The organism is Izhakiella capsodis (assembly GCF_900115045.1).
Taxonomy (GTDB): Bacteria; Pseudomonadota; Gammaproteobacteria; order Enterobacterales; family Enterobacteriaceae; genus Izhakiella; species Izhakiella capsodis.
Map to the genome: position 1 here is coordinate 349,276 of NZ_FOVC01000002.1, position 17,111 is coordinate 366,386.

Below are 17,111 nucleotides of genomic sequence, written 5' to 3' on the forward strand. Positions count from 1 at the left end.
GGCAACCTCTGTTGTAGCCTGTTAATTGGGCTGACGTCGATAATGGTGAAAGATGAATAACGGTTATCTGGCCTTTCCAAAGTTCGATCCGATAATTTTTTCTATCGGCCCTGTTTCGCTTCACTGGTACGGCTTGATGTACCTGGTAGGGTTTGTTTTTGCTATGTGGCTAGCCGGACGCCGTGCCAACAAACCCGGTAGCGGCTGGAAAAAGGAAGAAGTGGAAAATCTGCTCTATGCGGGGTTCCTCGGCGTATTTCTAGGTGGACGCATTGGCTACGTGCTGTTTTATAATCTGCCACTATTCTTCCAAAATCCACTTTACCTCTTCAAAGTCTGGGATGGCGGCATGTCTTTCCACGGTGGGCTAATCGGCGTTATCTGCGTAATGCTGTGGTTTGCCCGTCGGACTAAACGTACGTTTTTTCAGGTGGCTGATTTTATTGCGCCGCTCATTCCTTTTGGCCTCGGTGCCGGACGACTGGGCAACTTTATCAATGGTGAACTTTGGGGCCGGGTCGATCCTAAATTGCCGTGGGCAATGCTGTTTCCCGGTTCGCGCAGCGAAGACCTGGTGCTGGCGGCCAATAATGCGCAGTATCGTGCACTGATGGCCACTGATACTTACGGCGTGTTGCCGCGTCATCCTTCGCAGCTCTACGAGCTGGCGCTGGAAGGTGTGGTACTGTTTATTATCCTTAATTTATTTATTCGTAAGCCGCGTCCGGTCGGCAGCGTTTCCGGTCTGTTTTTATTCTTTTACGGTTGCTTCCGCTTTATCGTTGAGTTTTTCCGCCAACCGGACCAGCAGCTCGGCCTGTTTATCGATAACTACATTTCCATGGGCCAAATCCTCTCTCTGCCGATGATTTTTGCCGGACTGATCATTTTAGTCTGGGCCTATCGTCGTCGTCCGGGAGCGCCACTCGGCGAACAAAAATGAAACAGTATTTGACACTCATGCAGCATGTGCTGGAGCAGGGAACGGCAAAAAGCGATCGCACCGGTACGGGTACCCTCTCGGTATTCGGTTACCAGATGCGTTTTAACTTACGCGATGGTTTTCCGCTGGTGACGACTAAAAAATGCCATCTGCGTTCGATTATCCACGAGCTGCTATGGTTTCTGAGCGGCGATACCAACATCGGCTATCTCAAGGATAACAAGGTTTCCATCTGGGATGAGTGGGCGGATGAAAAAGGTGATCTGGGGCCGGTTTACGGTAAACAGTGGCGCAGCTGGGGAGCCCCCGATGGGCGACACATCGACCAGCTTAGCAACGTTATTGAGCAGTTGCGCAGCGACCCTGATTCCCGGCGCATTATTGTTTCAGCGTGGAACGTGGGTGAATTGGATCAAATGGCGCTGGCACCTTGCCACGCATTCTTCCAGTTTTATGTTGCCAACAGAAAGCTTTCATGCCAGCTCTATCAGCGCTCATGCGATATTTTCCTCGGCTTGCCATTTAATATTGCCAGCTATGCGCTGCTGGTGCATATGGTTGCGCAGCAGTGTGATCTTGAGGTCGGTGATTTCGTCTGGACCGGTGGTGATACCCATCTTTACAGCAACCATCTGGAACAAACACGCTTGCAGCTTAGCCGTCAGCCACGAGCACTGCCACAGCTACGCATAAAGCGTAAACCGACGTCGCTGTTCAATTATCAATTTGATGACTTTGAGATTGAAGGCTACGATCCTCACCCGGCCATTAAAGCGCCGGTTGCGGTGTGAACCCAGCAGGTTAAACGTATAATAAAAACCCCGGCCACTAGCACCGGGGTTTACTATTTTAGCGTTGAATCGCTGGGTTTTGTCACGCGAACTAACGGTGATCAGATGAAGTTGTTATCATCGAAATCGCTGCTGTTATCGAATCCATTATCTAAACCGTTATCGGTATCATTAGTAAACCCGTTGAAGTTACCCGGATCATAACCGGCATTCTGCCAGTCTGCGCCCTGGCCCTGGTCAAGGAAGCTGGTATCCGCAGCGTTGAAATCCTGCTGGGGCAAGGGAGGATCGTTAATGATATTGACGATCTCCTCCGGTTGGGAGCTATGGAACATGTCGGTAAGCATATTCGCTACTACCATCCCGCCAGCGACGCCCGCGGCGGTTTGTAACGCACCACCTAAAAAGCCCGTTCCGCGCGGTGCCGCCTGTTGTGGCGCATTATAAGCAGGCTGCTGCTGGCCTGACCATGCAGGTGGCGCAGATGAGGTGCTCTGGCGATTACCTCCGCCAAACAGGCTGGACAGAAAGCCGCCGCTACTTTGCTGCGGCCGTGCTCGTGCCTGGTTCAGTTGCGTTTCAAGCTCAGCAATGCGCCCGTTGAGCTGCTTCATTGCGGCTTCCTGAATAATAAGCGCCTGAGCCATGTAGTAAGGTGCCGCCGGGACTTGTTGCGCCTGCTGTTGGATAAGCTGCTCTGCTGCGGCATCACGCGGTGCGGACTGCGATGCCGTTTGTTTAAGGCGGGTAAAAAGGCTTTCAATTAACTGCTGTTCATTGCTCTGCATATAAACCTCCGGGTCAGGCATTGATCATCTTATTTTCAGTATGCCGTGAAGAAAGTAAATTGTCGGCACGTAAGTAAATGTTACGTAAACGTTTGAATGTTATTTTAACGTTGTAAACTTAGCTGAACGTTTTCTATGCTCTGTTTTTATTGATTTTTTTATCTTCTTGAGAAATTTTGTAAAATTTTCGTTACTGGTGGTGATGCGTAATAAATAGCGGTATCATGCGACGCTTTAATGATGACAGTGACTGCGTCATCGTATCGCAATTCAGGAAGTCACGATCATGTCTTTATCCATTTATCTTACCGGTGCTCGCGGTAGCGGTAAGACGACGGTAGGGCAGGCTCTGGCACAGGCGCTGGGGTATGCTTTTGTTGATACCGACCATCATTTACAGCAGGTAACGCAGCGTAGCGTCGCGGAGATCGTCGCGGCTGCGGGATGGGAAGGCTTTCGTCAGCGTGAGAGCGAGTCGCTGAGAGCGGTAAGTGCCCCTGCTACGGTCATCGCCACCGGCGGTGGTATGGTGCTGTCGGAGCAAAATCGCGATTTCATGCGCCAGCAGGGAACGGTGGTTTATCTTAATGCTGAAGTGGGGACACTGGCCGCGCGACTACAGGCGTTCCCGCATGATGCACAGCGTCCAACCCTCACCGGGCGTTCTATCGTCGAAGAGATTGAGCAGATCTTAGTCGAGCGCGCCGCACTGTACCAGCAAACAGCGCATCATATGGTTAATGCCAGCCATCCACCAGAACAGGTTGTACAACAAATATTGAATGTGTTGTCACCTGCGCGTGGGTGATGAAAGATGACGGCAGCACGCCGTCAGGATAATCCCACCTCAGCGTAACATGACTGTCATTGTCTATACTCAGGTTTGGCACCCTTTGAGTATCACTACTTTCATGCTGTAAGAAGATGAACACCATTTACAGGAGAGACATATGCCAGCCAAACCCCCTTACCCCCGCAAAGCGCGCGTAATGACCGTTGAAAAGGGCCAGACAGGTAATACGGTAACCTGGTATGAGCTGCGAGCGGATCACCCTAAACCTGACTCTTTAATTAGTGAACATGAAACTGAGCGGGAGGCAGAGGACGCCAAAGTGCGTTACGAATCCGCCGAGAAGAGTTGATGTTATTTGGCTGGGATGCCGTAAAATTGTCCATTATTCGTATGCCTGAACGGCTGAGTTTTATTCTTCCCGGTGCTTTTCTGCGCATTGATGCGCAGATGCTGCCATTGAGGAAACGCTGAGTCGTTTATGGCGCGGCATCCGCCATTTGGGGCCTGTCCGATCTTAAAATTAGCCGTCATATGCTGGGTTTTGCATGATTAAGTCACATGGAAATGAGATTTAGCTGAACCCTTCTTTTGCGAATCATATGATTGCTATTCAATGTATGATTTGATCACCTGCTAGTTTTTCAGAAGCTTATTGCTCACACTTACTATGGAATCCTGGAAAGTTAATCTTATTTCCATCTGGTTTGGCTGTTTCTTTACCGGTTTGTCTATCAGTCAGATCATCCCCTTTTTACCGCTCTATGTTGAACAGCTTGGTGTAACCGATCAGCAGGCGCTACCTTTGTGGTCAGGGTTGATTTTCAGCGTAACCTTTATTATCTCAGCGATTGTTTCACCGCTTTGGGGAAGCCTGGCTGACAGTAAAGGGCGCAAATTGATGTTGCTACGCGCCGCATCAGGAATGGGATTAGTCATTTTTCTACAGGCTTTCGTCAATAACGTCTGGCAGTTGTTTGCTCTGCGGGCTTTAATGGGACTTACCTCCGGCTACATTCCTAACGCGATGGCGCTGGTTGCCGCCCAGGTACCACGCGAGCGTAGTACATGGGCGTTAAGTACCGTATCGACAGGCCAGATATGCGGCGTGATAATGGGACCGCTGATGGGCGGCTTAGTGGCAGACTGGATAGGGTTGCGAGCCGTGTTCCTGCTGACGGCGGGGCTGCTGCTGGTGACCTTTTTCGTAACGCTATTTTTGATTAAAGAAAGCAATTTTCTTCCGGCTAAAAAAGGTGAAAAGCTTAGTGGGCGTGCGGTATTGCGTTCCTTAAATAACCCGATGTTGATGTTCAGCTTATTTTTCAGCACTCTGGTTATTCAGCTATGTAACGGTTCTGTCAGCCCGATACTGACGCTGTTTGTGCGCCAGCTGGCACCCGGGGTAGAAAATATTGCTTTTATCAGCGGCATGATTGCCGCCATACCCGGCATTGCTGCACTGCTTTCAGCTTCCGGGCTGGGGAAAGTCGGCGACAGAATTGGTGCTCAGCGCATACTTATTGCGGCGATGGTATTGACGGTGGTGCTGTTTGTCGCCATGTCACAGGTTAACAATACCTGGCAGCTGGGCACTTTGCGCTTTTTACTGGGCTTCGCCGATGGCGCGATGATGCCAGCGGTGCAGGCACTGCTGCTGCGTTTTTCCAATGATCAGGTCACCGGTCGCCTGTTTGGCTATAACCAGTCGTTCATGTACCTCGGTAACGTCGCTGGACCGCTCATTGGTTCAGCCGTGTCCGCCGTGGGGGGCTTTCGTTGGGTATTTCTCGCGACGGCAGTGGTGGTCTTGATAAACCTTATTCAACTGACGGTTAGCTGGCGCTACCGTAAGCGCCAGCCAATCTAGTCCTGCTGCTGCCTGATAGTAAAACGATAATGATTACGCGGCGCGTTAAGCAGTAGTCTTCATGAACTGACGGACTCCATGAGTCGTTGCCGCCAATCCCCCTATGATAACCATCGAGATGGAGCCAGCACCCCGGCTCTTCAGTGAGCAAGTGACATGACTGCTTCCCCGCAGCTGCTCAAGGCTAAAACGGCTAACAGAAAAGTGAAAATTACCCTCAATACGCTTTGCACCAAGGCTGAGCAGCGGGACATCACAGCGCAGGCCATTTTCGCTCGGGAACACATTAGGCGTATACATCGAGTCCAGTGAACGTTGTCAGTGTGAAAAACCTGCAGCCAGTTTGCGGTCAAGATAGTTTTCTTCCGGCCCGGCCCCCAGCCAAGTGACCGACTGCGGAACCATACTTAGCTGGCAGCGCATTCCTGAACGCGCCGGTGGCGGCTGGTTGCCGGACCGAACTACGTCAACCTCAACGGTAAGAGCGCCCTGGCTATCAATAAACCAGCGCTGACGACTAAGAAAACGCGTTTTGCCCGCAGACTGCCTGGCCTGGGTGCTGTTAATCATTATGCCGCTGCTGATTTTTTCGCTGTGGAAATGCAGCAGCTGACTTCGAAGATCGTTATATCCCGCCGCTTTCCAACGCTCCCACAGGCATCAGAATCGATATGGGACGCTTCACTGGTTCCAATATCACTATCGATCGGCGCATGAATCCAGCATCAGGCCAGGCCGTCGCTTCTGGTTGGATAATTCTGACCTGCGACCACAGCTTATCGCTTAATTCTGGTAGCTTCGTCAGCCGTACGGTAGCGCTTTGCCGTGGCGCGATGTCCTGAGCGGCTTTACCGCTTGAGAGTGGGATGCCGTTATGCTCGATCTGCCAGCACAGGCGGTCGTTGTCGCTGTGTCTTAACAGATATTTACTGCATGGCAGCCATTCTCAGTTTTCCCTCCATTACTAAGCGTTGGAACGGGGTAGCGGTCGCCAATAACAACGCTTCCACCATTTTTCATTCGGTTGGCTTGCTAAAATAGCAATTCTGTCCTGAAATTGTATGGGGCTTATCTCAATGACAGGAAAACATGTGATGAAAATGAAGATACTGGCAATGACCGCACTGTGCGCGATGATGGTAGCCGGCAGTGCTGGTGCGGCCGAGAAATCCGCCCAGCAGAAAAAAATGACGCAGTGTAATTCTATGGCGTCAACGCAATCTCTTAAAGGCGATGCCCGTAAAAGCTTTATGAGCAGCTGCCTGAAAAAGGACAGCAATATGGCTGGCATGACGCCTCAGCAAATGAAGATGAAAAGCTGCAATAATGAAGCGGGACAAAAAGCGCTTAAAGGTGATGCGCGTAAAAGCTTTATGAGTAGCTGCCTTAAGAAAAGTTAATTTTCATGGCCTGCCACCTCGTGCAGGCCACATTTTTAATGGATTAATGTTGTTCGCATATTATTCAGCTTATTGAGTCACCACTGGTTCGAATCACCTCATCTATCTGCGTGAATTCCTACTACACTTTATGCATTAATCGATCATCTATCGCCAAATAACGTGCATCATTAATCTGTGCAAAATAAAGGATTTTGTTTAATGGTAGCTGCCATCATTATCGGTATATTTATAATCAGTGTGATTTATGCGCATTCCCACGGCATTGAAAAACAGAAACTCTCACGCCAGCTCTTTGATCATTCAACTTTTCTTGCACCCATTAATATGTTTATGACGGCGTTTTCCCGTCTTCCACGCAAACAACCTTATTTTGACCAGTCTGAATTCCCACAGATAAAAGATCTGGTTGCTAACTGGCAAGTGATACGCGAAGAAGCATTAAATTTGCAGGATCATATTAAAGCCTCCAGCAAAAATGACGATGCGGGTTTTAACACGTTTTTTAAGCGCGGCTGGAAGCGCTTCTATTTAAAATGGTATGGCGAAACGCATCCTTCCGCCCGGGAGCTGTGTCCAGTCACCAGCAAACTGGTCAGCCAGATGCCGTTCATTAAGGCGGCAATGTTTGCTGAGCTGCCACCTGGAAGCCATCTCGGCAAGCACCGGGACCCCTATGCCGGTTCGGTTCGCTTGCATCTTGGTCTGAAAACACCTAACGATGATCGCTGCTTTATTGAGGTTGATCGCCAGCGCTACAGCTGGCGTGATGGTCAGGCCGTCATCTTTGATGAGACTTTTGTACACTGGGTAGAAAATGATACCGGGGCGTCGCGACTAATTCTGATGTGTGATCTTGAGCGGCCAATGAAATGGCATTGGGCGCAGACGGTCAACCATTGGATTGGTGCAACGTTATTAGCCGCAGCCAGCTCGCCAAATAATGAGGACGATCGCACCGGTGCGATTAACCGCATATTCAAATATGTTAATGTTGCGCGCGATGCCGGACAGACGCTAAAAAAACGCAACCGGACACTTTATTACTGGATAAAGCACGCGATTATTACAGCAATTTTTGCTTCAATTATCATTCCCAGCGTTTTCCTTTAAGGCCTTTTTATGCGCAGACAGCTGTCATGGCCAGGCTTCATAGCAAAGAGAAAAACAGGCGGGTAGCTGAAAGCGTGATGAGGCGTAGCGATAAGCGCACCATCAGGCTCAATACGCTACGCCTCAAGGTCAGCCGTCATGTATTAATCACGGCTCATGGTTTCAGATCTCGCCATACAATGCTGCATAGACTCTATCACCGCTGAGCGAAAGCCTTTATCTTCAAGCTTTCTCACCGCCTCAATAGTGGTGCCGCCCGGAGAGCAGACCATATCTTTAAGTGCTGCCGGATGTTTACCGCTTTCCAGTACCATCTCAGCGGCACCTTTCACCGCCTGTGCCGCGAAATGGTAGGCTTGCGCACGTGGCAGGCCCCCAAGCACGGCCGCGTCGGCCATCGCTTCAATCAGAATAAAAACGTAAGCTGGCGCTGAACCACTGGCCGCTACAACGGCGTGAATCTGATATTCTGGTACTACGGCGGCTTTGCCAAAACTGTTGAAAATTTCCTGCACCAGCTGTATTTCAGCCTTGCTGACCTGTGCATTCGGTGTTATCGAGGTCATACCTTCACCTACCAGCGAGGGTGTATTCGGCATAGCCCGCACTATTTTTTGCCCATCGCCCAGCACAGAAGCCAGGCTCGCAATCGTGACTCCCGCTGCAATCGAAATAAACAGCGCGTCGGGCTTGATACTGGAAGCCAGATCGCTGATTACTGACAGCATCACATTAGGTTTCACCGCGCCTATCAGAATATCAGCCTCTGCTGCCACCTGGTTTGCGCTGTTACCCGGTGTGATGCCGAACTTTTCCTGCATCTCCTGGTTAGTCGCCGCCTTACGGTCAAACACCAAAATATTTTTGGACTCAAAGCATCCGCTGTTTACCAGGCCGGCAATGATCGCCTTTGACATGTTGCCGCAGCCAATAAAACCGATTTTCTTTTCCATTAGGGTGCTCTCTGTGATTCGCAATATCCTCTGACAGCTTACGTCATTCTGTGTTGGATGCCAGTGTTGGCTGAGCTTGGTAGCAGAACGTTTCGTCATGGATGGGCTTATCGCACAGGTGCCTGGCTAAGGCGGGATTATGCCGGTATGCTTTGGCTCGGCCTTCATTTTCAATCGGAAAAAGTTTCAGAGGTTAAGATTGGCAGATTAAATTTGCCATTCTGCAAAAGCCCGACAAAAACTTCATGATGATTCACCAGCACGCACTAAAGGAAATGCTATGTTTATCTGGGTTGATGCTGATGCCTGCCCTAAGGTAATTAAAGAAGTGTTGTATCGCGCAGCCGATCGTGAGCAGGTTGTTGTAACCTTTGTCGCCAATCAGCCGCTGACGGTGCCTGCGTCGCGCTTTTTACGGACGCTGCGCGTAGCCTCCGGTTTTGACGTGGCAGATAATGAAATCGTTCGCCGGGTTGCGTCAGGTGATCTGGTGATAACCGCCGATATTCCGCTTGCCGCTGAAGTTATTGAAAAAGGTGCGGTTGCGCTCAACCCGCGAGGTGAGCGCTACAGCGAAGCCACCATCAGGGAGCGCCTGACGATGCGTGATTTTATGGACACCCTGCGAGCCAGTGGCATCCAGACTGGTGGCCCTGCCTCGCTGAGCCAGCGAGATCGACAACTGTTTGCATCAGGGCTTGGCGATTGGCTTCGTCAGCGACGCTGATGTTACAGGACGTCAGGGGATAGCACTCGAAACGGTCGTCGAGCAGGGGATAGCTGCGGGCGTTTCGAGTTCAAAGTGCCACCACTCGTAAGCTATACGCACAAAGCCAGCACCAAACATAATCGCATTCAGCAACAAACGATTCCGTTGAGTCTGAACCGGGACATCGATGTGATATGAATGCGAAATATCACGCATATCATCATAACCAGACCCCATATCCAGTATTGCGCCCGACTCATCGAACAAGGTTAAATTAACGACTGTACCGCGGCTGTGGTTGGAACCAACGTTAACCGGAACGACAAACCCTGGATCAGGGCAAAAGCGCCAGAGGTGGGCTTGTGCCTGCATTGGACGATAAGCGTCATAGATCAGCAGGGTGAAGCCGGCGAGACGGGCGATTTATGCGTCCCGAAAGCGTTTTTCTACGGCGTCTGCATGCAGCATGGCGCGTGGATGGCGGTAAATCGGCTTGCCAGTAATATTATCGTCGCTGGCATATTTCAAGTTGATACGGGCGTCGGATACGCGTTGACTGGTATCGGCCAGTTGAGTTTGAAGTGGCATGCGTTTTTCCTGTGTTCATTTGCGGATTTTTACCTTATTTGGCCGCTGATGCGAGTAAATCAGCCATGCTCAACAGCGTGGCATTTTTAACGGCTCAGTCATTCATCCTTACGTTAACCCTTATTTCTCTTTACGGCTTTAGTTAAGACGAATATCCGGGCGATTTTTCGGCCCCGATCGCGCCTGTTTTTGCAACTCATAATACAGCGCATTTTCTTTCGATTCGCGCGCGTAAAAATTTTATCAGCGACTGGTTTTTCACCGTAAGTCAGTCATGATAACGCCATGAAAAAATTACGCTGTGGCGGATTTACCCTACCGGAGATGATGATAGTGATGCTGATAACCAGCCTGATTGCGACTGGCACCGTACAAGGATGGCAAGGTTGGCAGCAGCAGTGGCATCTCCAGGACAGTGCCAGTCAATTGCGGCAGTTTCTGCTCCGCCTGCGCTCAACCGCAAGCTGGCAAAATAGCGACTGGCTCATTAAACGGTGTACACGGACGTGCCAGGGAGCCAGTTGGTGCCTGCAAGGCAGTAGAGCCAGCCATGCAAGCGAAATTTTGCGTTTTTGCGCGCCCTGGAGAGGCGTTCACCTGTTGACGGTAACCGAGGGCGTCGGTTTTTATGGCCGTCGTGACGTGGCACGTCCAGGAAGCTTCGTACTGCAAAACACCGCCGGTTCGCTACGTGTAGTCGTGGCTTCCAGGGGGAGAATCCGGATCTGTGCTGTCGGTGATAAAACGTGCGACTGATAAATCAGCGCGGCTTTACACTGATTGAAATGCTGGTTGCCTTGCTGCTGCTGGCTATTTTATTTCCGATTGCCGGGCGATTTTTATCGTCAATGACGACCAATAATTTGCGACAAGCCATGCTGGCACAGCTGCACGATGAAGGCTACTACCTCGCCTTTTCATTGGAAAAGGCTATTCGTCGCGCGGGATATTGTCATGGTAGGTGCGTTGGCTCCGGAGTGCTCCTCAACACACCGCAATGCTTGCTGATACGTTGGGATGAAAACAGCAACGGCAGATGGGAACCTCCTTCATCGCCCAACAGTGACTATTACGGCTACCGACTGCGAGACGGAAACCTGGAGACGCAGCGCGGGGTTAATGACTGTAACGGCAGCGGCTGGGAAAAAATGAACGATCCGCACAATGTGCGGATATCCGCGTTTAATTTGGCAGCAACAGGCGAAGTACTCAGGTTCAGCTTCAGAATGCACTCATTGCGATGGCCCGCGCTTGACGTCCGAGTTGAACGGTGGGTAGCCAGGGAGAATAGCGATGTTACGACAAATGGGTAGCAGTGCCCTTGGTATGGTGATGATACTGGCACTGGCGGCGGTACTGGTAATGCAAAGTAATCTGCAACAGCTTTCCTCCGGTTGGTTCAACGTTGCCGGCGAGCAGCGCTTTATACGTCAACAGGTGGCGGCCAGCTCGGCACTGGCATGGGGGCTCCGCCGTCCGTGGCTGGTAGCGGCCGGCTGGCATTGCCAGTTCTATCCTCGCTTCTCCTGGCGCGCTTGCCTGCGAATGGAAGATGAAGGTGAGGAAGGGGTAATGCGGGGAGACAGTGGCACGGGTTCGCTCAGCGTCTGGCGTTGGGTTGAGCTGCGTCAGGGAGAGCTCCGCGCGCATTCGCGGGGCTGGATCGATTATTGTCCCCTGGAGCAGGATTGTCAGCCGTGAGTCATTCTCAGCATGGTTTCAGCCTGCCGGAGATGCTGCTAGCGCTACTATTAATGAATATCATCCTTTGCGCATTACTACATGGGCAGCAGGCGATCAGTCAGGGATTCGTGGGACAATGGCAGCAGCGGGAGCGCTGGCAGTCGCTGCGTCAGGGGGTACAGGGGTTGCCCGCTGGCGAGTACAATATTCATCTGCAACTTCACCCAGGACCGCAAGGTTGTCAGTTAATTGAGGCTTCGCTTCCCGGGCAGCAAAAAAAAACTCACCTCAATCAGCTGGTTTGCGACAAACTAACAGCGCGCAAAGTAAATACCAAGGAGGCTTCTCTGCCCGACCTGCCCTCGATATACTCGGGTTAAAAGCAGAAGCATGTCGGAGGGGTAAATGGAGGTAAGCATTGTCTGGTGGGCATGGATTATTGTCAGCGGGCTATTTTTGCTCATTGAGCTAATGACCACGACCTTTTTTGGCCTGTGGATGGCCATTGCGGCTCTGGTGCCTGCATTTGTTGCTTTAATCTGGCCAGACATGAGCATTGAATGGCAGTTGACGCTGTGGATTATTGCCATGCTGCTATGTAGTTGGTTATGGGCACGCTACAACAGGAGGCACCATATTTCTGAGACCGTAGAGGATTCATTACCTGGTCAAATTGGCGTGCTGGCACGTGGGTGCTCATCAACTCAACAGGGATTACTGTTATTACAAAAACCCGTCATGGGTGCCAGTGAATGGCGCTGCATTTCTGATGAATCTCTACTGGCTGATGCCCGGGTGGTGGTAACAGAACAGCTCGAACAACATTTGGTGCGCGTAGAGCGCGTACAATCATTACATCAACAGGGTGGGGGTGTGTAATGCAGGCCGGATTATTTGCTATCGTCATTTTATTAATCGTAGTGCTGGTTACGCTGTTTAAGTGTGTGCGTATCGTACCGCAGGGACAGCAATGGATCGTTGAACGTTTAGGAAAGTATCGTGTCACTTTAAGCGCGGGGCTGAATATACTCATTCCCTATATCGATAACGTTGCTTATAAGCTTTCAACCAAAGATCAGATGTTTGACATCCCGACTCAGGAAGTGATTACTCGCGATAACGCGGTAGTCAGTGTTAATGCAATTTGCTTTGTGAAAATAGCCGATCCGCAAAAAGCGGCCTATGGTGTGGAAAATTTTGAGTTAGCAACGGTCAACCTTGGGATGACCTCGCTACGTGCCACTATCGGCAAAATGGATTTGGATGAAAGCCTCTCTTCACGCGATGTTATTAAAGGTGAACTGCTGATGGCGATGGCCGATCAAATGACTGACTGGGGGTTGATCGTTCGTTCGATAGAGATTCAGGACATCAATCCGTCCTCTTCGATGCAAGTCGCGATGGAGCAACAGGCCGCAGCAGAGCGAGAGAGAAAAGCGATTGAAACGCGCGCGGCAGGTAAAAAACGTGCGGCGATCCTTGAAGCTGAAGGTGTGAAGCAATCGACTATTCTAAAGGCCGAAGCGGATCAGGAAGCGGCTATTCGCCAGGCTGCAGCGGCCATCTCTCTTGCGGAAGGCACCAAACATGCCAATCAGCTGCTTGCTGACAGCGTTAGCATGTCTGGTGGACAGGAGGCTTTAAATTATCAGCTAGCTACCCGCTACGTAGATGCACTTTCGGCGCTATCATCCAGCAATAACAGTAAGATCATTGCGATGCCAGCCGACCTGGCGAAGTCTGTTGGTGGCCTGGTCAACGCCGGCGTTGCTCTTGGTGTCGGATCTGACCTAGCTGTGCAGCAGCCAGCGCAAAAATAACCAAGTCGATACGGGAAAAGGCATGTTCACCGTTTATCATTCCAACCAGCTGGATTTGCTCAAAACCCTGACGGCCCGAATTATGGCCGCTCAACCGCTGCCTGACGTGCTGGCCGACGAAGTGGTACTTGTGCAGAGCCCGGGTATGGCGCAGTGGCTGCAGATGTCGTTGGCGCAGGAGCTGAATATTGCGGCAAACATTACCTTTCCTCTGCCTGCAACTTTTATCTGGGACATGTTTATACGCGTGTTACCGGATATCCCTAAGGAAAGCGCATTTAATAAATCCAGCATGAGCTGGAAATTAATGGCTATTTTACCGGAGATGCTGGCATTACCGGCCTTTCGCCAACTGCATTATTATCTGACCGAAGACATTAACTGCCGTAAACTGTTTCAGCTGGCCAGCCGCGTTGCTGATTTATTCGACCAGTATCTGGTGTACCGGCCGGACTGGCTGAATGCCTGGGAAAAGGGAGAGCAGGTTGCTGATCTGAGTGATGATCTGACTCAGCAGTGGCAAGCCACTTTGTGGCGCAGGCTGGTTGCCTATACCGCAGAGCTGGCGCAATCGGGATGGCATCGTGCCAATTTATACCAGCGCTTTATTGAGCGCCTTGCGCCCGATGCATCGCGCCCCAACGGCTTGCCGGACCGGGTATTTATCTGCGGAATTTCCGCTTTGCCCCCAGTCTATCTTCAGGCGCTGAAGGCGTTAGGCAATCATATCGATGTACATCTTATGTTTACTAACCCCTGTCGTCATTACTGGGGAGATATTCAGAATTACGCTTTCCTGGCCCGTCTACAGCAGCGCGATCGCCACCACTATCTTAGTCAGCAACGTATACCGCAGTTTCGTCAACCAGAAGCGGCTAGCGCGCTTTTTAACACTGACGGCGAACAAAATCTGAGTAATCCTCTGCTGGCTTCCTGGGGTAAGCTCGGGCGCGATAATCTTTATCTGCTAGCCGGACTGGAGCCTAATGAAGTATCTGCCTTCGTTGAAATCAATGCCGACAGCCTGTTAACGCATTTGCAGCGTGATCTCCTTGAGCTCGAGGATAAGGCAGTTATTGGTATGGATACCGCTTCATTGCTAAACAGCGAGGCAAAGCGTGTTATTCAGCCGGATGACGAATCATTTTCACTGCATCTGTGCCATAGCCCTCAGCGTGAGGTTGAGGTTTTGCAGGATTACCTGTTACATCTGCTGGACGAAGATCCATCACTCGCGCCGCGGGATATTATTGTGATGGTGGCGGATATTGACAGCTACGCGCCCTTTATTCAGGCGGCGTTTGGTAACGCGCCTGGCGAGCGCTATTTACCTTTTGCGATCTCAGACCGCCGGGCACGCCAGGCGCATCCGATAATTCCGGCCTTCCTTGCATTGCTGAGCCTGCCAGAAAGCCGCTTTTACAGTGAAGACGTTTTCGCACTGCTGGAGGTTCCGGCACTGGCGGCGCGCTTTTCCATTGAAGAAGCAGACCGCCGTCGACTACGTCGGTGGATAGACGAGTCCGGGATTCGCTGGGGGCTGGATGATGATAGCGTAGCCGACCTCCACCTGCCGCCTGGCGGTCAGCATAGCTGGCAGTTTGGCTTGACGCGCATGCTGCTAGGCTATGCAATGCATAGTGAGAGCGGTCAATGGCAGGGGATATTGCCCTATGATGAATCCAGCGGCCTGATAGCTGAACTGGCGGGCAATCTGGCAAGCCTGCTGGAAAAGCTTCGCCGCTGGCGAGCCAGACTTAAAATGGTGCGCTCACTCAGTGAATGGCTCCCTTTATGTCGTATGCTGTTGGATGATTTTTTTACTGTGGATGCCGATAGCGAAGCCGCGCTTACTCTGATTGAATCCCAGTGGCAGCAGGTAATCGACAATGGTTTGCAGGCTCGATTTCCGCAAAAAGTCGCGATCGCATTGCTGCGCGACGATCTTAATAGCCGGCTCGACAAAGAGCGGATAAGCCAGCGATTTCTTGCCGGGCCAATCAACTTTTGCACTCTGATGCCGATGCGCTCAATACCCTTTAAGGTTGTCTGCCTGCTGGGAATGAACGACGGCGTTTATCCCCGAACCTTGCCGGCATTAGGCTTTGACTTAATGAGCCTGCAGAGCAGACGTGGCGATCGAAGTCGGCGCGATGACGACCGCTATTTATTTCTAGAGGCGCTGCTTTCTGCTCGCCAGCGGCTATATGTTAGCTATATCGGCCGGGCGATTCAGGATAATAGCGAACGATTTCCTTCGGTACTGGTAAGTGAGCTGGTGGAATACATTGCGCAAAGTTTTGTACTGGTCGGTGATAGCCAGCTCGAGCCGGACGCAAGTGCTCGTAAACTGATGGCACATCTGCATTTTCTGCATGGGCGCACGCCTTTCGCCAAAGATAACTTCATGCCGGATAATCCCTGGCCCAGCTATGCCAGTGAATGGCTTCCTGCCGCTAAAGGTAGCGGGAAAGCTCATTCCAGCTTTATGCGGTCACTGCCGGCGTTGAAACCAGAGACGGTAACATTTGATAATTTTCTGCGCTTCTGGCGTCATCCGGTGCGTGCATTCTTTAACCAGCGGCTGGGCGTTAGCTTCTTTATGGAAGAAACCAGCCTTCCCGATGCCGAACCCTTTGCGCTCGACAGTCTGAGTCGCTATAAGCTTAACGTCGACTTACTCAATACTCTGGTCGAGGAGGGTGACGCCGAACGACTTTTATCACACTATCGGGCTGCCGGTCAGCTTCCCTGCGGAGCCTTTGGCGAGATAATCTGGCTTGAACAGCGTGAGGAAATGCAGCAACTGGCTGAGCGGATACGTAGCCAGCGTCAGCCCGTTTTTCAGCAGGAGATCGCGCTGGTGCTTGGCCAGACACAGCTTAGCGGCTGGCTGACTGAGATCCAGACTGACGGGCTGCTGCGCTGGCGCCCTGGCGTGCTGAATATTACCGATGAATTAGTGTTATGGCTGGAGCATCTGGTGTTCTGCGCTGGCGGTGGAGAAGGTGAAAGCCGCATGTTTGGTCGTAAAGACAGCCAGTGGCATTTCGCGGCTCTTGAAGCCTCGCGCGCCAGGCAGCTGCTTGAATATTATATGGAAGGTTACCTGCAAGGAATGCAGAAGCCATTGCTGTTGGTTCGTTCAGCAGGGGCCTGGCTGGAGAGCCTTTTTGATAAGCAGACCGGCACGCTTAGCCAGGATGAAGCCAGCCTCAGCCGGGCGCGCACTCGGTTTATGCAAAGCTGGCAGGATGGTTTTCAGACGGTCGGTGAAGGGAGTGACGTCTATCTGCAGCGTTTAATGCGAACGCTTGACGAAGCGCATTTGCAGGAGATTTTCCGCCAGGCAGAGATCTGGTTGCTACCGCTTTTTGAAGCGCGCATTGACCCAATTGAGGACTAATTATCCAGCGAAAGAGCTGGTCGGGCTGCCGGATACGCAACATAAATACCGTTAGTTTTTATCCCGCAGTGAGCATGCTTTTCGTTATTGAAATGAGCAGAAGTCGCCCTGACGGGATGTATTCGGCCGTATCGCGAAGTAATGCCTTTCTGGGCATTGAGGGACCTATGAGGCCGGGCGCAGACAATCTATCTTCAGTAGGGGCAGTTTTTAGTGCGAAGTAGCAGCAAATAACTCCTTATCTGATACTACGTTTT

19 protein-coding genes and 2 pseudogenes are annotated in these 17,111 nt (G+C 51.3%); 16 read left to right on the forward strand and 5 right to left on the reverse strand.

The features are described 5' to 3' along the window. Positions 1 to 52: 52 nt before the first annotated feature. Both lgt and thyA read left to right on the forward strand, forming a co-directional pair. Positions 53 to 943 (forward strand): prolipoprotein diacylglyceryl transferase, encoded by an 891-nt coding sequence (gene lgt / locus BM191_RS04955; protein WP_092875742.1) that lies wholly within the window; start codon positions 53 to 55, stop codon positions 941 to 943. Then, positions 940 to 1,734, forward strand: a complete 795-nt coding sequence (gene thyA, locus BM191_RS04960; protein ID WP_092875744.1) for a thymidylate synthase — start codon at positions 940 to 942, stop codon at positions 1,732 to 1,734. The genes lgt and thyA overlap by 4 nt, the downstream gene beginning before the upstream one ends. Before the next feature lie 101 nt (positions 1,735 to 1,835). Here thyA and BM191_RS04965 read toward each other — a convergent pair whose 3' ends face one another. Beyond that, complete coding sequence (locus BM191_RS04965) at positions 1,836 to 2,522, reverse strand: DUF2076 domain-containing protein (protein ID WP_092875746.1); 687 nt, start codon at positions 2,520 to 2,522, stop codon at positions 1,836 to 1,838. A 286-nt stretch (positions 2,523 to 2,808) separates the two neighbouring features. On the opposite strand from BM191_RS04965, the gene aroL reads away from it, so the two are divergent. The 4 genes from aroL (at position 2,809) to BM191_RS04980 (ending at position 5,182) form a co-directional block, all read left to right on the forward strand. Beyond that, positions 2,809 to 3,330, forward strand: a complete 522-nt coding sequence (aroL, locus tag BM191_RS04970; protein WP_092875748.1) for a shikimate kinase AroL — start codon at positions 2,809 to 2,811, stop codon at positions 3,328 to 3,330. A 142-nt stretch (positions 3,331 to 3,472) separates the two neighbouring features. Next, positions 3,473 to 3,664 (forward strand): YaiA family protein, encoded by a 192-nt coding sequence (locus BM191_RS04975; RefSeq protein WP_092875750.1) that lies wholly within the window; start codon positions 3,473 to 3,475, stop codon positions 3,662 to 3,664. Beyond that, positions 3,664 to 3,786 carry a hypothetical protein gene (locus tag BM191_RS17375; RefSeq protein ID WP_269017620.1) on the forward strand — a complete coding sequence of 41 codons (123 nt, stop codon included), beginning with the start codon at positions 3,664 to 3,666 and terminating at the stop codon, positions 3,784 to 3,786. Before BM191_RS04975 ends, BM191_RS17375 begins: the two co-directional genes overlap by 1 nt. Before the next feature lie 196 nt (positions 3,787 to 3,982). Continuing rightward, positions 3,983 to 5,182: a multidrug efflux MFS transporter gene (locus tag BM191_RS04980; RefSeq protein WP_092875752.1), complete on the forward strand. Its 1,200-nt coding sequence runs from the start codon at positions 3,983 to 3,985 to the stop codon at positions 5,180 to 5,182. Here the strand turns inward: BM191_RS04980 and BM191_RS17060 are convergent. Further along, positions 5,148 to 5,839: pseudogene (locus BM191_RS17060) on the reverse strand (beta-galactosidase small subunit-related protein). The gene BM191_RS04980 and the pseudogene BM191_RS17060 overlap by 35 nt on opposite strands. Then, on the reverse strand, positions 5,808 to 6,122 hold the full coding sequence (locus BM191_RS17495) for a beta-galactosidase domain 4-containing protein (RefSeq protein ID WP_407927858.1): 315 nt from the start codon (positions 6,120 to 6,122) through the stop codon (positions 5,808 to 5,810). The pseudogene BM191_RS17060 and the gene BM191_RS17495 overlap by 32 nt, the downstream one beginning before the upstream one ends. Positions 6,123 to 6,276: 154 nt before the next feature. Between BM191_RS17495 and BM191_RS04995 the strand changes: the two genes are divergently transcribed. Together BM191_RS04995 and lpxO are read left to right on the forward strand one after the other, a co-directional pair. Continuing rightward, on the forward strand, positions 6,277 to 6,582 hold the full coding sequence (locus BM191_RS04995; RefSeq protein WP_092875758.1) for a PsiF family protein: 306 nt from the start codon (positions 6,277 to 6,279) through the stop codon (positions 6,580 to 6,582). A gap of 201 nt (positions 6,583 to 6,783) precedes the next feature. Next, positions 6,784 to 7,695, forward strand: coding sequence for a lipid A hydroxylase LpxO (gene lpxO / locus BM191_RS05000; protein ID WP_092875760.1), 912 nt, complete (start codon positions 6,784 to 6,786; stop codon positions 7,693 to 7,695). 143 nt (positions 7,696 to 7,838) lie between these two features. Here lpxO and proC read toward each other — a convergent pair whose 3' ends face one another. Then, entirely contained in the window at positions 7,839 to 8,648 is an 810-nt protein-coding gene (proC, locus tag BM191_RS05005; protein ID WP_092875762.1) for a pyrroline-5-carboxylate reductase, read from the reverse strand. Between the two features lie 280 nt (positions 8,649 to 8,928). Here proC and BM191_RS05010 point away from each other — a divergent pair, with 280 nt between their 5' ends. Further along, positions 8,929 to 9,375, forward strand: a complete 447-nt coding sequence (locus tag BM191_RS05010; protein WP_092875764.1) for a YaiI/YqxD family protein — start codon at positions 8,929 to 8,931, stop codon at positions 9,373 to 9,375. A 19-nt stretch (positions 9,376 to 9,394) separates the two neighbouring features. Here the strand turns inward: BM191_RS05010 and ddpX are convergent. Next, positions 9,395 to 9,945: pseudogene (gene ddpX, locus BM191_RS05015) on the reverse strand (D-alanyl-D-alanine dipeptidase); the annotation flags it as partial. Positions 9,946 to 10,230: 285 nt separating this feature from the next. Here ddpX and BM191_RS05020 point away from each other — a divergent pair. Genes BM191_RS05020 through recC form a run of 7 tightly spaced genes read left to right on the forward strand, consistent with a single transcriptional unit; the run spans position 10,231 to position 16,854 of the window. Next, on the forward strand, positions 10,231 to 10,701 hold the full coding sequence (locus tag BM191_RS05020; protein WP_092875766.1) for a prepilin-type N-terminal cleavage/methylation domain-containing protein: 471 nt from the start codon (positions 10,231 to 10,233) through the stop codon (positions 10,699 to 10,701). Then, positions 10,692 to 11,258, forward strand: a complete 567-nt coding sequence (locus tag BM191_RS05025; RefSeq protein ID WP_092875768.1) for a prepilin peptidase-dependent protein — start codon at positions 10,692 to 10,694, stop codon at positions 11,256 to 11,258. Before BM191_RS05020 ends, BM191_RS05025 begins: the two co-directional genes overlap by 10 nt. After that, positions 11,239 to 11,646, forward strand: coding sequence for a DUF2509 family protein (locus BM191_RS05030; protein WP_092875770.1), 408 nt, complete (start codon positions 11,239 to 11,241; stop codon positions 11,644 to 11,646). The genes BM191_RS05025 and BM191_RS05030 overlap by 20 nt, the downstream gene beginning before the upstream one ends. Beyond that, entirely contained in the window at positions 11,643 to 12,008 is a 366-nt protein-coding gene (locus BM191_RS05035; protein ID WP_092875772.1) for a prepilin-type N-terminal cleavage/methylation domain-containing protein, read from the forward strand. The genes BM191_RS05030 and BM191_RS05035 overlap by 4 nt, the downstream gene beginning before the upstream one ends. Positions 12,009 to 12,033: 25 nt before the next feature. Continuing rightward, the gene (locus BM191_RS05040) at positions 12,034 to 12,507 is read left to right on the forward strand and encodes an NfeD family protein (RefSeq protein WP_092875774.1); all 474 of its coding nucleotides are present in this window, start codon (positions 12,034 to 12,036) and stop codon (positions 12,505 to 12,507) included. Beyond that, on the forward strand, positions 12,507 to 13,448 hold the full coding sequence (locus BM191_RS05045; protein WP_092875776.1) for an SPFH domain-containing protein: 942 nt from the start codon (positions 12,507 to 12,509) through the stop codon (positions 13,446 to 13,448). Before BM191_RS05040 ends, BM191_RS05045 begins: the two co-directional genes overlap by 1 nt. A 22-nt stretch (positions 13,449 to 13,470) precedes the next feature. Next, positions 13,471 to 16,854: an exodeoxyribonuclease V subunit gamma gene (gene recC / locus BM191_RS05050; RefSeq protein ID WP_092875778.1), complete on the forward strand. Its 3,384-nt coding sequence runs from the start codon at positions 13,471 to 13,473 to the stop codon at positions 16,852 to 16,854. The last annotated feature ends 257 nt before the right edge of the window (positions 16,855 to 17,111 follow it).

Coding starts and splice junctions, on each gene's coding strand:
- BM191_RS04975 (WP_092875750.1), top strand. CDS start 3,473: ATGCCAGCCAAACCCCCTTACCCCCGCAAAGCGCGCGTAATGACCGTT.
- thyA (WP_092875744.1), top strand. CDS start 940: ATGAAACAGTATTTGACACTCATGCAGCATGTGCTGGAGCAGGGAACG.
- aroL (WP_092875748.1), top strand. CDS start 2,809: ATGTCTTTATCCATTTATCTTACCGGTGCTCGCGGTAGCGGTAAGACG.
- BM191_RS05030 (WP_092875770.1), top strand. CDS start 11,239: ATGTTACGACAAATGGGTAGCAGTGCCCTTGGTATGGTGATGATACTG.
- BM191_RS04965 (WP_092875746.1), bottom strand. CDS start 2,522: ATGCAGAGCAATGAACAGCAGTTAATTGAAAGCCTTTTTACCCGCCTT.
- BM191_RS05045 (WP_092875776.1), top strand. CDS start 12,507: ATGCAGGCCGGATTATTTGCTATCGTCATTTTATTAATCGTAGTGCTG.
- lpxO (WP_092875760.1), top strand. CDS start 6,784: ATGGTAGCTGCCATCATTATCGGTATATTTATAATCAGTGTGATTTAT.
- recC (WP_092875778.1), top strand. CDS start 13,471: ATGTTCACCGTTTATCATTCCAACCAGCTGGATTTGCTCAAAACCCTG.
- BM191_RS05020 (WP_092875766.1), top strand. CDS start 10,231: ATGAAAAAATTACGCTGTGGCGGATTTACCCTACCGGAGATGATGATA.
- proC (WP_092875762.1), bottom strand. CDS start 8,648: ATGGAAAAGAAAATCGGTTTTATTGGCTGCGGCAACATGTCAAAGGCG.
- BM191_RS05010 (WP_092875764.1), top strand. CDS start 8,929: ATGTTTATCTGGGTTGATGCTGATGCCTGCCCTAAGGTAATTAAAGAA.
- BM191_RS04995 (WP_092875758.1), top strand. CDS start 6,277: ATGAAAATGAAGATACTGGCAATGACCGCACTGTGCGCGATGATGGTA.
- BM191_RS05040 (WP_092875774.1), top strand. CDS start 12,034: ATGGAGGTAAGCATTGTCTGGTGGGCATGGATTATTGTCAGCGGGCTA.
- BM191_RS17375 (WP_269017620.1), top strand. CDS start 3,664: ATGTTATTTGGCTGGGATGCCGTAAAATTGTCCATTATTCGTATGCCT.
- lgt (WP_092875742.1), top strand. CDS start 53: ATGAATAACGGTTATCTGGCCTTTCCAAAGTTCGATCCGATAATTTTT.
- BM191_RS04980 (WP_092875752.1), top strand. CDS start 3,983: ATGGAATCCTGGAAAGTTAATCTTATTTCCATCTGGTTTGGCTGTTTC.